General features: G+C 68.1%; 14 protein-coding genes. 6 read left to right on the top strand and 8 right to left on the bottom strand.

Annotated elements, in window-relative coordinates; all coding sequences use genetic code 11:
- Nucleotides 1-22 precede the first annotated feature (22 nt).
- The 5 genes from NGK62_RS25640 to NGK62_RS25620 form a co-directional block, all read right to left on the bottom strand.
- Nucleotides 23-856, bottom strand: a complete 834-nt coding sequence (locus NGK62_RS25640; protein WP_251880996.1) for a heme/hemin ABC transporter substrate-binding protein — start codon at nucleotides 854-856, stop codon at nucleotides 23-25.
- Between the two features lie 18 nt (nucleotides 857-874).
- Nucleotides 875-1921, bottom strand: coding sequence for a hemin-degrading factor (locus tag NGK62_RS25635; protein WP_251880994.1), 1047 nt, complete (start codon nucleotides 1919-1921; stop codon nucleotides 875-877).
- 79 nt (nucleotides 1922-2000) lie between these two features.
- Complete coding sequence (locus NGK62_RS25630) at nucleotides 2001-4616, bottom strand: TonB-dependent receptor (RefSeq protein WP_502803207.1); 2616 nt, start codon at nucleotides 4614-4616, stop codon at nucleotides 2001-2003.
- 112 nt (nucleotides 4617-4728) lie between these two features.
- Nucleotides 4729-5742, bottom strand: coding sequence for a FecR domain-containing protein (locus tag NGK62_RS25625; RefSeq protein ID WP_251880992.1), 1014 nt, complete (start codon nucleotides 5740-5742; stop codon nucleotides 4729-4731).
- Nucleotides 5721-6230, bottom strand: a complete 510-nt coding sequence (locus NGK62_RS25620) for a sigma-70 family RNA polymerase sigma factor (protein ID WP_251880990.1) — start codon at nucleotides 6228-6230, stop codon at nucleotides 5721-5723. Before NGK62_RS25620 ends, NGK62_RS25625 begins: the two co-directional genes overlap by 22 nt.
- A gap of 136 nt (nucleotides 6231-6366) precedes the next feature.
- Here NGK62_RS25620 and NGK62_RS25615 point away from each other — a divergent pair, with 136 nt between their 5' ends.
- Entirely contained in the window at nucleotides 6367-6834 is a 468-nt protein-coding gene (locus tag NGK62_RS25615) for a CopD family protein (RefSeq protein ID WP_059377732.1), read from the top strand.
- Nucleotides 6835-6977: 143 nt separating this feature from the next.
- A complete protein-coding gene (locus tag NGK62_RS25610) occupies nucleotides 6978-7838 on the top strand; it encodes a hypothetical protein (RefSeq protein WP_059377730.1) in 861 nt (286 codons plus the stop codon).
- Here the strand turns inward: NGK62_RS25610 and NGK62_RS25605 are convergent.
- Nucleotides 7835-8791, bottom strand: a complete 957-nt coding sequence (locus NGK62_RS25605) for a LysR family transcriptional regulator (protein WP_059377956.1) — start codon at nucleotides 8789-8791, stop codon at nucleotides 7835-7837. The two genes, NGK62_RS25610 and NGK62_RS25605, sit on opposite strands and share 4 nt — an antisense overlap.
- Before the next feature lie 162 nt (nucleotides 8792-8953).
- On the opposite strand from NGK62_RS25605, the gene NGK62_RS25600 reads away from it, so the two are divergent.
- From NGK62_RS25600 to NGK62_RS25585, 4 genes are all read left to right on the top strand, one after another.
- Nucleotides 8954-9964: a tripartite tricarboxylate transporter substrate binding protein gene (locus tag NGK62_RS25600; RefSeq protein WP_251880988.1), complete on the top strand. Its 1011-nt coding sequence runs from the start codon at nucleotides 8954-8956 to the stop codon at nucleotides 9962-9964.
- Complete coding sequence (locus tag NGK62_RS25595) at nucleotides 9961-10932, top strand: alpha/beta hydrolase (protein WP_251880986.1); 972 nt, start codon at nucleotides 9961-9963, stop codon at nucleotides 10930-10932. Before NGK62_RS25600 ends, NGK62_RS25595 begins: the two co-directional genes overlap by 4 nt.
- A 76-nt stretch (nucleotides 10933-11008) precedes the next feature.
- Nucleotides 11009-11701, top strand: a complete 693-nt coding sequence (locus NGK62_RS25590) for a helix-turn-helix transcriptional regulator (protein WP_251880984.1) — start codon at nucleotides 11009-11011, stop codon at nucleotides 11699-11701.
- Between the two features lie 78 nt (nucleotides 11702-11779).
- Nucleotides 11780-12193 carry a VOC family protein gene (locus NGK62_RS25585; RefSeq protein ID WP_118934793.1) on the top strand — a complete coding sequence of 138 codons (414 nt, stop codon included), beginning with the start codon at nucleotides 11780-11782 and terminating at the stop codon, nucleotides 12191-12193.
- Between the two features lie 81 nt (nucleotides 12194-12274).
- Here NGK62_RS25585 and NGK62_RS25580 read toward each other — a convergent pair whose 3' ends face one another.
- Together NGK62_RS25580 and kynU are read right to left on the bottom strand one after the other, a co-directional pair.
- Complete coding sequence (locus NGK62_RS25580; RefSeq protein WP_059377720.1) at nucleotides 12275-13681, bottom strand: amino acid permease; 1407 nt, start codon at nucleotides 13679-13681, stop codon at nucleotides 12275-12277.
- Between the two features lie 77 nt (nucleotides 13682-13758).
- On the bottom strand, nucleotides 13759-15009 hold the full coding sequence (gene kynU, locus NGK62_RS25575) for a kynureninase (protein ID WP_059377717.1): 1251 nt from the start codon (nucleotides 15007-15009) through the stop codon (nucleotides 13759-13761).
- Between the last annotated feature and the right edge of the window lie 78 nt (nucleotides 15010-15087).

The raw sequence follows: 15087 nt of genomic DNA, 5'->3' as shown, positions 1-15087 counted from the left end.
CAGGCCCAACGCCAGCGGCGCGCTAACGCGCCATGACATGCGCAACCTCCTGCTTGAGCTGGGTCAGCGCCAGCGGCAGGCGCGGTCCCATGCCCAGGATGAGCAGGTCGTCCATCACCACGATGCGCCGCTTCGCGGCCGCCTGGGTGGACGCGATGCCGGGCATGCGCAGGAAGGCGTCCATGCCGCCGCCGGCGTCCAGCGATGCCTGCGTCACGATGATCAGGTCAGGCGCCAGCGCGCCCATGGCCTCGGCGGACAAGGGCTTATAGCCATGCTGATCTTGCAGCACGTTCACCAGCCCCGCCAGGTGCATGACTTCGTTGGCGGCGGTGTCGCGGCCGGCGCCTTGCGGCGAGCCCGTGCGGTTGATCAGCAGCAGCGCCCGCGCGCGCGTCGCGGGCACAGCCTCGGCGCGCGCGAGCTCGCGCGTGACGTCTTCCACCATGCGTTCGCCCGCCGGCGCCACGCCCAGCGCGTCCGCAATGCCGCGGATGCGCGACTTGAGCGAATCCACCGACGGTGCGTCCGACACGGTGACGACGCGCACGCCGACGTCCGCCAGCCGCTTGAGCGAGTCCGGCGGGCCGGCCTGCTCAGAGGCCAGCACCAGATCCGGCTTTAGCGACAAGACGCCTTCCACGGGTATCGAACGGTAGTAGCCGACGCGCGGCAGCTTGGTCGCGGCCTCGGGATAGAGGCTGGAGAGATCGTCTCCCACCAGCTTGCCGCCCTGCCCCAGCTGATACACGATTTCGGTCACGGTGCCGCCCAGGGTCACTACCCGGGTGGGCGGCGCCGCGTACGCGCCGAGCGCGATTGCCCAGCCCGCCGCCATTGCCAACCATTTTTTCATCGCTACGTCCTTATGGGCTCAGGCGGCCAGCGGCACGCTGCACAGGCTGATCATCAGTTCGCGCCATTGCGCCAGTTCCGGCTTGCCGGGCTTGCGCTCGCCGAAGAACTGCGCAATCAGGTCGCCCGTCGAGGCATACAGCTCCAGCGAGGTGACCCAACCGTCCGAGGTCGGCTTGTTCACCACCCAGGCCGAGGCAATGGCGGTGGTATCCAGGTGCAGGTTGAACTTCGGGTCCAGCACGTTGTACCAGGGGCCGGTGCGGCGCAATTGCTGCACCGGGCCGGTATGGATCTGGATCATGCCGCGGTTGCCCACGAAGCACATGATGGACAGGCCGGACTGCGCCGCGGATTCGAGCATGCGTTCGACGGCGTCGGCCGGCACCTGCTGCGCCAGATCCTCGCCCGCGCCCGCCAGGGCGGCCAGGCGCGACACCTTGAACTTGCGCAGCAGGGGAAAGAACTCGTGCGTGTCCTGCATGCCCAGCCAGGCTTCGCGCCACTGCGCGCTGTTCTCGACCCGGTCGGCGTCGGCGGCGGGCGCATAGGGCTGGGTCTCGGGCCATTGCGCCTCGCCCGCGAACTTGGCGACCAGGGCATCGTAGGCGGCGGCGTCGGTAGCGTCGGTGCGGTAGACCTTGTGCACCGCCACGCCCGCGCCATCGAAGAACTGCAGGCTGTGGCGGCCGTCCTGTTCGACTGCCCAGGCCGACTTCCAGGTCGTGAAGAAGACACGCAGGTCGATGTCCGGTCCGAGCACCAGGCCTACCGGACCTTCGGCCTGGATATCCTCATACACGCCATGGCGCTCGTGCACACACCAGTCGTTGCGGGTAAGCGCCATGACCGGGCCCAGCGTGCCCAGTTCGCGGAAGATTTCCTGAGGCGTGCCGTGCAGGGCCGTGGCCTTCAGGCCGCCGCATTGCGCCGCCACCCATTCGGCTTCGGACACTCCCAGCGCCTGCGCCAGATTGCGGGCGCGCAGCTTGGGTTGCGAGGCGGCCAGGGCCTCGTTGCGGGCGCGCAGTTCCTGGGCGCGGGACGTGAAATCGGTGTTGCTCATCGTGGGCCCTCCGGCCGTTGCTAAGGTTTGCGTAAACCGCCGCCGCCCCGGTATGGTCCGGACCGGCGGCGGGTCTGGATCAATACTGGTATGTCAGTGAGACGCGCAGGCTGCGTCCCGGTTCCGTGTACCAATCGACCGGCCGCGGAATGGCGATGGCGCCGGCGGTCGGCACGTTGATGGCCTCCCAATACTTCTTGTCGAACAGGTTGAAAACGCCCGCCTGCACCTGCAGGCCCTTCACCGCGGCCGGACGCCAATAGCCCATCAGGTCCACCACGCCGTAACCGGGCGCCTGGAAATCGGGATTGCGGGCCGTGGCCGTGGCATCGGGGTACTCGACCTTGTCGCGCTTCAGGGCGGTGGTCAGCATGGCGTCCACGCCCCACGCATCGCGGCTATAGCCCAGGCCCAGCACCGCCTTCAGCGGCGCCACCGAGTTCAGGTACTGCCCCGTGCTTTCGTCCTTGCCCACGGCCCACGCCAGCGAACCCCAGGTGCGCCAGCCGGGCGAAAACTTCCAGTGCGCGCTGGCTTCGGCGCCGTAGATGCGCACCTTGGCGCGGTTGACGTTGCCGGTCACGCCCAAGGGGTACTGTCCGGCCCAGCCCGGCTGCCACTGCGGCGAGGACGCGTTCAGCGGCACGTCGCCGTCGATGAAGTTCTGGTAGCGGTTGTCGAACAACGATACCGCGCCGCCCAGGGAATCGGAACCGATCTTGGCGCCCAGCTCCCAGCCCTTGCTGGTTTCAGGCTTCAGATAGGGATTTCCCACGCGCAGGTAGGTGCCGGGGCCGCCATAGTTGGTGTAGAGCTGCGTCGGGCTGGGCGCCTTGAAGCCGTATGCGTATTGGGCATAGAGGCTGAGTTCGTCCGCGGCCTTCCAGGTGGCCAGCAGCTTGGGCGAAAAACGGCTGCCGCTGTTGGACGGCGGCAGCGCGCCCGCGTTCGGGTTGCTTTCGTAGCTGGCCGTGGACTGCGGCTTCTGTTCGTAGTGGTCGTAGCGCAGCGCCGGCATGATGGTGTAGCGGCCGTCGGCGAAGCTGAATTCGTCCTGCACCCACAGAGCCCACTGGTTGCCCTTGGACTGCGGCACGTCGGCCTGGTTGGTGTGCAGCATGTCGCACAGGCGCGGACCCATCGGCGCGCGCGTGCCTGCCGGGATCGCCGGGCAATTGTCGTAGCCGCCGGAGTATTGCTCGGTCTTGTTGCCGTACCATTCCCCGCCCACGGTCCACAACTGCGACACCGACGCGCCTGCCAGACGCTTGGTGATCTCGGCATTGGCGCCGAACATGGTCTGACGGATGGAGTTGCTGCGGCCATATGGCCCGCTGGGATAGCCGTAACGGAACGGATCGCCCGGTATGGCGTAGGCCCGGGAATCGACGCTGCGCACGCCGCTCAGCGAGCTGTCCAGCTGCAGGCGCTGCCAATAAACGACCGCGCTGGCCGTGTCGATCAGGCTGTCCGCGCCGGGCGCCTTGTACGAGTAATCGAAGGACACGCGCTGGCGCTCGGTTTCCTTGCGGGTGCTGTTTTCGCCGTACAGATAGCTGGTGCCCGCGCCCTGCTCGAACATGCTGTCGATGTAGGCGTTGCGCTTGAAGTATTCGCCGGTCAGGCCGAAGCGGTGGCCGCCTTCGACGCGCTGCTGCAGCTTCAGAAGGAAGCTGCGCTGGTCGTAGTCTTCCGGGCTGGGTTCGCTGCGCTTGGGTCCATAGCCGCCGACGTCGCCGCGATTGTCCAGGGCATGGCCGTTGCGTACGCCCGCCTGCACCAGCCAGAACGTGTTGCTGTGGATCTGGCCCGCCAGCGCGGCGTTGGCGCCCCAGCTGCTGTCGGCCGTGTCGTAGTCGGTCTTGGCCAGCGCGCCGAAGGTCTTGCCGTCGGTCAGCAGGTCAGACGGTTGCAGCGTGTGCAGGTCGGCAGTGCCGGAAATCGCGCCAGAGCCGCCGCCGCTGGCGTCGGCGCCGCGCACGATGTCCAATCGCGACAGGCTGTTGAAATCCACCGCTTCCAGGCCGCCCTTCAGGCCGCGCGCGCCGTCGTCCAGCCATGGCAGGCGGATACCGTCCACGCGCGTCAGCACACGATCCTGGTCCAGGCCGCGGATATTGATGCTGTTGGTCGTACGGTTGAAGCTCACGCCGGGCTCGGCGCGCTTGCCGAAATCGCTCCAGTTCTTGACCTGCAGTTCGTCCAGGCGCTTGCGGTCGGTGCTGGTTTCCCAGGCCGGTGCGGCCGGCGCGCCCTCGCCTTCCACCTGGACCGGCGCCAACTGCGTCACGTCCGCGGACAATGCCTGCAACACGTAAACGCGGGCGCTGCGCTCCTGCACGCCCAGGCCGCTGCCCGCCAGCAAGCGCGCAAAGCCTTCATTCACGGAATAGACCCCGTCGAGCCCCGCCGTGCGGCGCTGGCCCACCAGCGCCGCGTCGAACAGCACCGTCACGCCCGCGCTGTCGGCAAAGCGCGGCAGCGCCTCGGCCAGCGCACCCGCCGGAATGCGATAGCCGCGCGCCTGCGTCTGCTGCGCGGACTGCGCCCACGCGGCGCTTGCGGGCAGCAAGGTGGCGGACACGGCAGCCAGCGCCAGGGCGGCATGCACGGCGGCGGCCAGGCGGGTCATGCGGCATTGCAGGCCTCGGGCGGGTCGGGAGCCGCTTGCGCGGCCGGCGGGAAGATAAGCCATGGTCGTCCTTTCGATCCAAAAGGTGTCGGCATTCGTTTGCCTCTACAGACCATGACCCTCGTGAAATCGGAATCGGACAGCTGGCCCTCCCCTTTTTTGTAACGGCGCGGATTCAGGCCTCGGCAGCCGCGCGCAAGGTGATCGTCACCCAGTACGGCGTGCGATAGCGCACCCGCACAGGCAAGGTCGCGGGCAAGGCCGCCAGGACCGCATCGGTATCGCGCACCTGGAACGCGCCCGAGATGCGCAGATGCGCGGCCCCGGGATCGCAACGCAGGATGCCGGAACGGTAGCGGCCCAGTTCGGCCGCGAAAGCGTCCAGCCGCATGCGGTTGGCGTACAGCACGCCACGTTGCCAGTCGCTGGCATGCGGATCCGCAGGGGATGGCGGCGACGCGCCCTCGTCCGTCAGGCTGCTCTGCTGGCCGGCCTCCAGGCTGACCAGGCTGCGCGGATGCGCGGCGCTGCCGACGCGGATCCGCCCTTCCTGCACGCTGACGCGGCACACGCCGCCTTCTTGGCGCACGCAGAATCGCGAGGACTGCGCCTCGATGTCTCCCTGGCTCGTGCGCACCACGAAGGGCCGCGGCGCAGGCGCCGTGTCGGCCACGGCATGCACCGCGATCTCGCCGGCGCGCAGCCGCAGCAGGCGCGCCGTGGAGCTGTACATCACGTCGACAGCGCTGGCCGTGTTCAGCAGCAGCGTGGAGCCATCCGCCAGCGCCACTTCGCGCCGTTCGCCCGGCGCGCTGCGGTAGTCCGCGGTCCAGTCCAGCGGATCGGCGCGCCAGGCTGCCCAACCGACGGGCCCGGCCGCCACCAGCGCAATCAGCGTCTTGAGCGCGGCACGGCGGCTTCCGAGTCCGGGGCGGTTCAAGGTGGCCATGCCCAGCGCCGCCGGGATCAGGCCGAAGCGCTCATTCACGCGCTGCGCGCGCTGCCAGGCGTGCTCGTGCTCGGCCTTGCTGGCGCGCCATAGTTCACAGGCCCGCTGGTCGGCGTCGGTGGCGCGGCCCGAACTCAGCCGCAGCAGCCAGCGCGCGGCCTCGCGCGCCACGCTGCGTTCGACGGCGGGCAGCTCGGGCGCCGCCTCGGCCTGCGGGTTCAGATCGACGCCATGATGCATTGTTCGAATCCCTTGGCGATGTAGCGATGCACGGTGCGCAGCGACACGTTCAGGCGGGCGGCGATTTCGCCATGGCTCAGTCCTTCCAGCTGCGCCATCAGGAAGGCCTGGCGGGCCGGCAGCGACAGGCCGGCCAGCATCTCGTCGATCTCCTGCAGCGTTTCCAGGATGATCAGGCGCTGCTCGGCCGAGGGCGCCAGCGCCTCCGGCGTCAAGGCCAGGGCTTCCAGATAGGCCTGCTCCACCGAGCGCCGCCGGTGGTGGTTCAGCAGCAGGCGCTTGGCGATGGTGGTGAGATAGGCGCGCGGCTCGCGCAAGGCGTCCAGTTCGTGGCGGTGGCGCAGCACCCGCACGAAGGTGTCCTGCGCCAGGTCGGCGGCGTCGAAGCTGTTGCCCAGCTTGGCGCGCAGCCAGCCATGCAGCCATCCATGATGAGCGCGGTACAGCAGATGGACGTTGTCGCCGGCGGCGACCGCGGGATTCGGCACGGGTGGCTCCCTGAACTTTCAATCACAAATAGAAATCAATCTCATTCTAAATGCAAAACCATGATTCCGGTCAAGCCCGCGCGCCGCGCTTGACGGCGATATGATGGGGACGGATTCCTCCCTACAGGCCTGCCCCATGCTCTATGCCGCGCTCAAATTCATCCACCTGATGGCCGTGATCCTCTGGGTCGGGGGCATGCTTTTCGCGCACTGTTTCCTGCGGCCGGCGGCCGCGCAGCTGGAACCGCCGGTCCGGCTGCGGCTGATGGCGGCGGTGCTGGGGCCGTTCCTGAATGCGGTGCTGGCGGCCATTCTTCTGATCCTGGCGACGGGCGCGATCATGATCGGCCAGGAAGCCAGCCAGGCGGCGCAGACGGGCGGCGCCTTCTTCATGCCGCGCAGCTGGACCCTCATGGCCTCGGGCGGCCTGGTCATGACGGCCATCTACGCCTACATCCGCTTCGTGCTCTACCCGCAGCTGCGCGCGGCGGTCGCCGCGTCCGACTGGCCCCAGGGCGGCCAGGCCATGGGCGGCATACGCCGCTGGGTGGGCATCAACCTGCTTCTGGGCATCGCCATCGTGGCCATCGTCTTTCTGGGGTAGCTGGATATCAGCCGGCGCCCGCGAGCTATCGGGCATGTGCAGGCTGGTATCGGAATTCTTTTGCTTGGTGCAATACGCATTACATCCGCGCTGGCCACACTGCGGATGACTCTCGCGGGCTTACACAAACAAAAGGAATCTCCATGATCAAGCGTGTCTTCCAGCTGGCCGCCCTCGGCCTGTTCGTTTCCGCCTCGGCCGCGCATGCCGCCGCTCCCATCGACAACAGCGCCCTGGACCAGACCGGGTTCCGCGAACACAAGGCGACCTACGGCGTGGTCTACCGCCTGCCCCAGGACGTCAACGCCATCCTGGACGCCAAGATCAACGGCACGCTGAAGGCCGACCTGCTCCAGCTGGGCCTGAAGACCGAGGCCGAAACGCCCAACATGCCGCACGTGACGGTGGTGCACATCCACAGCGCCGACCCTGAAACGCCCGCCCGCATGCTCAAGGCCCTGCCCAAGCCGCCGGCCCCGCTGCAGGTCACGCTGAAGAACTTCTACCCCACCGAAGCCGCCAAGGGCGCGGGCCATCCGTGGTGGCTGGACCTGGGCGTGGTCAAGAGCGGCCAGGGCTTCGAAGACATGATGCGCTACAACACCGTCGCGACCGCCGCGCTGGCGCCGCTGCGCGATGGCCCCCTGCCGCGCGTCACCGGCCCGGTCTACGCCAAGATGGGCGATGCCGGAAAAGACCTGGTCAAGACCATGGGCGTGAGCGGCGTGAACATCATGCAGGACGGCAAGGAAGTGCGCGCGCACAATCCGCACACCACGCTGGTCTACAGCATGGCGCTGTACGACACGCGCCTGCAGGACGCCATGAAGCAAGAGTCCGACAAGTTCAACGCCGTGCTGCCGGACGGCATCAACACCACCTTCAAGGACGTGTCCATCGTCGAGATCGGCTTCGCCGGCAACGTGGTGCGCGAGATCTACCGCGTCAGCCTGGAAGACGGCTCGGCCATCGACGTGGCGACGGGCAAGAAGGTCGGTTCCTAAGCCGCACCGGCTGCGGGAGCGTCCACGCGTTCCCGCAGCACCTCGCGGATCTGCCCGCGCAGCCAGGCCTGCAGCGGCGACGTATGCAGGCGCCGCGGCCACACCATCACCAGTTCGATCTTGCGCAGGCTGGCAGGCAGTTCCAGCGTCGCCAGGGGGAAATGCCGGGCGTGCACCCGCGCCACGCTGGCCGGCATGGTGGTGGCGTAATCAGTGTCCAGCAGCACATAGGGCGTGATGCCGAAGCCGGACAGGTAGGCCGAAAATTCCAGCCGGCTGGCATCCGGCTTGAGCGCGCGGTCGAAGTTGGTTTCGCGGCCATACATGTGCGCGAAGGCGAACCACTTGATGGACGGCAGATCCGCCAGCGCCAGCGCGCGCTTGCCTGCCCAGGGATGCCGCGCCGACACCACGCACACGCGCCGGTCCTTCAGCAGCGTATCGCGATGGAAACGCGCCGGCACCTTGCCGAACAGGCCGATGGCCATGTCCAACCGTTCCGCGTCCAGATCGTCCGGCACGAAGTCTCCGTGCACCGACTGGAAACGCAGCGTGATGCCCGGCGCGGCGCGGTGCAGCCGTTCGATCAGCGGCGCCGCCAGCAGGATCTCGCTGTGCGCGCCGGTGCCGATGTTGACCACGCCGCTGGCCTTGGCCGGATCGAAAGCCTCGGCCGGACGCAGCGCCGCTTCGATCTGCGCCAGCGCGTCATGCACCGCCGAATGCAGTTCCAGCGCCCTCTCCGTTGGAATGAATCGGCCCTTCACCACCACCAGCAAGGGATCTTCCAGCCGGCGGCGCAGGCGCGCCAGGTCACGGCTGATGGCGGGCTGCGTCTTATGCAGCAGGGCTGAACTGGCGGTGGCGCTGCGAGTGCGCATCAGGACGTCGAACGTCAGCAGCAGGTTCATGTCCAGCCGGCGCAGATAGGGCAAGGATTGGGCGTCGCTCATGCCGCCCATACTATGCCTGAAATGCATGCGTTGAAAATTCCATACCATTTTCGACATATATGGCTTGCGCAGCCAGCATTGGGCAAGGCCGCCGGCCTTGGCTACAGTCCGCGGCAGATCGGGGCCTTCCGCACCCGACCCGACTTTCCGGAGACTGCCGCAATGAACCCCTTGGGCCCGACCGCCGCGCGCTGGCGCGCTTCCCCCCGCCGCTGGATGGCGGCCGCGCTGGCCGGCGCAGCGCTGCTGGCGGGCGCAGCCCAGCCGGCCGCCGCCGCCTTCCCCGAACGCCCCGTGACGCTGGTGGTGCCCTTCCCCGCCGGCGGCACGCCCGACATCCTGGCCCGCATCCTCAGCGACAGCCTGGCCAAGCGCCTGGGCCAGCCCCTGATCGTGGAAAACCGCGCCGGCGCCGGCGGCAACATCGGCGCGCAGGCGGTGGCGCGCGCCGCGCCCGACGGCTACACCTTGCTGATGTGCGCCTTCGGCTGCACGGTCGCGCCCTCGCTCTACCAGCCCGCGCCCTACGACATCGTCAAGGACTTCGCGCCCGTCGCCATGGTCGGCACGGTGCCCAGCGTGCTGGTCGTCAATCCCAAGGTGCCGGCGCAGACCGTGGCCGAGCTGCTGGCCTACGCCCGCGCCCATCCGGGCAAGCTGAACTCGGCCTCGTCGGGCGTGGGCGGCTCGGCCCACCTGGCCACCGAACTGCTGAAGCAGCGCACCGGCATCGACGTGGCGCACATCCCCTACAAGGGCGCCGGACAGGTCGCGGCCGATCTGCTGGGCGGCCAGGTCGACATGTATTTCGACAACCTGCCGGCATCGCTGGCGAACATCCGCGCGGGCAAGCTGCGGGCCCTGGCCGTGGCCAGCGCCAAGCGCGCGCCGGCCATTCCGGACGTGCCGACCTTCGCGGAGGCCGGCGTGGCCGATTTCCTGATCACGCCCTGGTTCGGCATCATGGCGCCGGCCGGCACGCCGGACGCCACGCTGGCCGCGCTGCACCAAGCCTTCAACGACGCCTTGCAGGCGCCCGAGGTCGCCGCCAAGATGCGCGAACTGGGCGTGGAAACCGCCGCCGGCCCGCGCCAGGCGCTGGGCGACTTCGTGCTGGCCGAGACCGCGCGCTGGAAGGACGTGATCCAGGCCAACCACATCCGGGCGGAATGATGGCGGACGAACCCGGCCGCGCCGCATCGGACGCGCTCGCGCCGATCCGTCTGCGCGACATGGGCGCCTTCCATGTCGGCGGGCGCGAGGTCAGCTTATCCGGTCTGCCGCGGCGCGAAGTCGTCATGGCCGAGGGCGGCCAGCCCGTCGCGCTGGACCCCAACGGCACCTACCGCGTCGAGCAGATGTACGCGCAGTACTTCCTGGCCGAGCCGGCCAGCGGCCGCCCGCCCCTGGCCTTCTGGCATGGCGGCGGCATGACCGGCGCGGCGTGGGAGACCACGCCCGACGGCCGCCAGGGCTGGCTCCATGCCTTCCTGCGGCGCGGCTGGGACGCCTATCTCTGCGATGCCGTGGAACGCGGCCGCTCGGGCTACGCGCCGGTCCCCGAGATCTGGCCGGAAGGCCCCATCGTGCAGGCGCAGGAAGACTGCTACACGCGTTTTCGCATCGGCCGCCCGGGCGCCCGCCCCGGCCCCGGCAGCGCCTATGGCAATACGCAGTTCCCGGTGGAAGCCTTCGGCGAGCTGGCCGCGCAGATGGTGCCGCGCTGGGTGCATACCGACGCCGCCGTCCTGCGCGGCTATCTGGCCTTGCTGGAGCGGGTCGGCCGCATGATCGTCATCTGCCATTCGCAGGCGGGCGTATTCGGCATCCGCGCGGCCGCCGCCCGGCCCGATCTGGTGCGCGCCGTGGTGGCGCTGGAGCCGGCCAGCATCCCGGAACTGGACGCCGGCTACCAAACGCCCACGCTGATCCTCATGGGCGACAACATGGACACGGACCCGCGCTGGCCGCGCATGCGCGAGCGGGTGCGCGATTTCGCGCGGCGGCACGCTTGCGTCACCCTGCTGCCGCTGCCCGAACTGGGCATCGCCGGCAATTCGCACATGCTGATGATGGACCGCAACAGCCTGGACCTGGCCGCCCGCGTGCACGACTGGCTGATGGCCCTGCCGCCCGCCTGACATCCCCGCTGCGGACGGGCCCCGCCTGCTGCCATTTCGTGGCAGCATTATGGATCCGTCATCCCCGTCCGCCCCCATGTCCCGCACCGAACGCCTCCTGGGCCTGATGCAGACCTTGCGCTGCCATCGCCGCCCCGTCAGCGGCCGCCAACTGGCCGCCGACCTCGGCGTCAGCATCCGCACGCTGTACCGCGACATCGCCACCCTGCAATCGCAAGGCGCCGAGATCGAGGGCGAACCGGGCGTGGGCTACGTGCTGAGGCCGGGTTTCATGCTGCCGCCGCTGATGTTCAGCACCGAGGAGATCGAGGCGCTGGTGCTGGGCACCCGCTGGGTCGCGGACCGCGCCGACCCGCGCCTGGCGCAGGCCGCGAGCAACGCGCTGGCCAAGATCGGCGCCGTGCTGCCGGGCGAACTGCGCGACGGGCTGGACGCGATACCCCTGCTGGTCGGTCCCAGTTCGATGCAGGTGGTGGACCGCGTGGACCTGTCGCTGATCCGCCAGGCCATACGCTGCGAACAGAAGATCGACATCACCTACCGCGACGACAAGGGCGCCGATTCCACGCGGGTGATCTGGCCGTTCGCGCTGGGTTTTTTCGACAGCGTGCGCATCGTCATGGCCTGGTGCGAACTGCGCCAGGATTTCCGCCATTTCCGCACCGACCGCATCGCCACGCTGACGCCCGGTGAGCGTTATCCCAAGCGCCGCCATGCGCTGCTGAAGGAGTGGCGCGCGATTGATCGCACGCCAAAGAAATGCGGCTGAAAACGCGGCTGAAAGCTACTGCCAAAAACTGACAGTACCCCTGTCTAAGATGAGCGCGTCTACCACCCGGAGCGCATCATGTCAGACACCAATTTCGTGATTTTCTACGTTGAAAAACCCGCCGCCAGCGCCGCGTTCTACAGCGCCCTGCTGCAGCGTCCGCCCATGGAAAGCTCCCCCACCTTCGCGCTGTTCAGGCTGGATTCCGGCCTGATGCTGGGCCTGTGGTCGCGCTACACGGTGGAACCTGCCGCCGCCGGCCGCGGCGGCGCCACCGAACTCGCCTTCACCGTTGCTGACGCGCAGGCGCTGGACCGCCGCCACCTGGACTGGAGCCTGCGCGGCCTGCCCATCCTGCAAGCGCCCACCGACATGGATTTCGGCCGCACCTTCGTGGCGCTGGACCCCGACGGCCACCGGTTGCGCGTGTTCGCGCCGGCGCCTCAGGAACAGGCTGCGGAGCAGCCCGCGCCGGCCATGGCCAGCGCTTGAAGCGCAGTCATGCCGCGCGCTCATGAAATACGGGCCTGAGGCGCTGGCCCCAGGCCCGTGGCTGAACCGGGCGTAGCAATATCAGGAACGCTGGCCGCGCGGGGTCAGCGCCACCGTTTCGCCACGCCTGCGGAACAGCAGCTGGTACAGCACGGCCAGCACCACCAGGAAGGGCACGCCGAACACCAGCGTCATCTTGAAAACGCTGGTGAAGTAGGTGGTGGCCAAAATGGCCAGCATCGCGCCCGCGCCCAGCAACGTCAGCACCGGAAAGCCCGGCATGCGGAACGACAGCTTGCCGCCGCCTTCGCGCGCCCAGCGGCGGCGAAAGCAGTAGTGGGTCACGAAAATCATCATCCACGTAAACAGCGCGCCAAACATCGAAATCGCCATCATCAGCGTGAACGAGGTCTCGGGGTACAGCACGTTCAGCACCGCGGCGATGGCAATGCCGCTGGTGGACAGCAGCAGCGCGTTCAGCGGCGTGCCGCTGCGCGTCAGCTTGCCGAACGCGGACGGCGCATGGCCGGCGCGCGACAGGCTGAACATCATGCGCGTGGTGATGTAGAGCTGGCTGTTCATGGCCGACAGCGCCGCCACCAGCACGATGAAGTTGATGACGCCTGCCGCGCCCGGGATCTCAAGCGCCTGCATCACCTTGACGAAGGGGCTGCCGCCCTTGCCGGCCTCGTCCCAGGGCACGATGGCCAGGATCAGCGCCAGCGTCAGCAGGTAGAACACCACCAGCCGGACGATGGTGGCGCGGAACGCCTGCTTGACCGCGCGCTCGGGGTCTTCGGCCTCGCCCGCCGCCACCGCGATCATCTCCACGCTGAGATAGCTGAAGATCGAGATGACCACGGCGATCCACATGCCCCAGACGCCATTCGGGAAGAACCCGCCATGCGAGGTGTACAGCGCCGTGCCGTACTGCGGATTGCCCCAGACCACGTAGGCGCCCAGGATGATGAAGGCCACGATGGCGGTGATCTTGATCGTGGAGAACCAGTATTCGACCGTGCCGAAGGTCTTGACGCTCATGGCGTTGATGAAGATCAGCACTGCCGAGAACAGGCAGACCCACTGCCAGCCGGGCACGTCCGGGAACCAGAACTTCATGTATTCCGCGACGGCCGTGACTTCGGTGCCTACCGCCAGCACCACGCAGGACCAGTACGCGTAGCGCACCAGAAATCCCGCCAGCGGGCCGACGTAGTGTTCGGCATAGGCGCCGAAGGAGCCCGAGGTGGAATGCGCCACCGTCATTTCCGCCAGGCAGCCCATCAGCAGCAACGTGATCAGGCCACCGATGGCATAGCTGATGATCACGCTGGGTCCGGCAAAGCCGATGGCGAACTTGCTGCCCAGGAACAGGCCCGTGCCGATGGCGCCGCCGATGGCGATCATGCTCATCTGCCCCGACGTCAGCCGCCGCTTCAGGCCCTGCTCGCGTTCGGCGATCTGGCCGAATCCTTTTTGTTGTTGCATTGTCTCCTCCAGGTCCCGCGCTCTCTTTGTGGATACAGGGCCGGTTTGGCCCGCGCAATGGGGTTATGTTGCGGCGCTCAGGTCACGGCGGCGCGGTGCTTGAATTCCGGCTTGTCCCAGGAACGCGTGTCCAGCACGTCCTTCAGGATGTCGACGGCGTCCCAGACATCGGCATAGCCGAAATACAGCGGCGTCAGGCCGAAGCGCAGCACCTCGGGTTCGCGATAGTCGCCGATCACGCCGCGCGCGATCAGGGCCTGCATCACCTCAAAGCCGTTGGGATGGCGGAAGCTGACATGGCTGCCGCGGTCGGCGTGCTTGCGCGGCGTCACCAGCGTGAGCGGATGGCCGGCGCAGCGCTCTTCGACCAGCGCGATGAACAGGTCGCCCAGCGCCAGCGATTTCTTGCGCACCTCGGCCATGTCGGCGGCATGCGCCACGTCCAGGCCGCATTCCACCAGCGACAGCGACACGATAGGCTGGGTGCCGCACAGATAGCGGCGCACGCCGCCGGCGGGCTCGTAGGCCACGGTCATGTCGAACGGCCGCGTGTGGCCCCACCAGCCGGACAGCGGCTGCCAGAAGTCCTTGGTGTGGCGCGGCGCCACCCAGATGAAGGCGGGCGAACCCGGGCCGCCGTTCAGGTATTTATAGGTGCAACCCACGGCGAAGTCGGCGTCCGCGCCGTTCAGGTCCACCGGCACCGCGCCCGCGGCGTGAGCCAGATCCCAGATCGCCAGCGCGCCGCGCTCGTGCGCCAGCGCGGTCACCGCGGCCATGTCGTGCATCTGGCCGCTGCGGTAGTTCACGTGCGACAGCAGCATCACCGCCACGGACTCGTCCAGCGCCTTTTCCAGCGGCAGTTCGTCGTCGATCAGGCGCATTTCGTAGCCCTGCTGCAGCAGGTCGATCATGCCCTGGATCATGTAGAGATCGGTCGGAAAGTTGTCGCGTTCGGACAGGATGACGCGGCGCTTGGGGTGCTGGTGCTGCTGGATGCGCAAGGCGGCGGCCAGCGCCTTGAAGATGTTCAGCGAGGTCGTGTCGGTCACGACCAGCTCGCCTTCGCGCGCGCCCAGCAGGCGGCCCAGCTTGTCGCCCAGGCGGGTGGGCAGTTCGAACCAGCCCGCGGTATTCCAGCTACGGATCAGGCCCGAACCCCATTCCTGGCCGATCACGGCGGCGGCGCGGCCGGCGGCCTCCTTGGGCAGCACGCCCAGGGAATTGCCGTCCATGTAGAGGACGCCGGGCGGCAGGTCGAAACGGTCCTTCAGGGGCGCCAGGGGATCCTGGCGGTCGGCATTTACGCAGGCTTCGCGGGTGTTCATTTTGTGCTCCGGGGGGCTATATTCTGGGTACATACTATCAGCGCGATCAGGCTGATAAATTGCAAATTCAGGCGCGGA

The sequence above is a fragment of the Achromobacter sp. Marseille-Q4954 genome (assembly GCF_943737025.1).
GTDB lineage: Bacteria > Pseudomonadota > Gammaproteobacteria > Burkholderiales > Burkholderiaceae_B > Achromobacter > Achromobacter bronchisepticus_A.
Note: the sequence above shows the minus strand (reverse complement) of the source record. Positions and strands in the feature narration are given on the sequence as shown.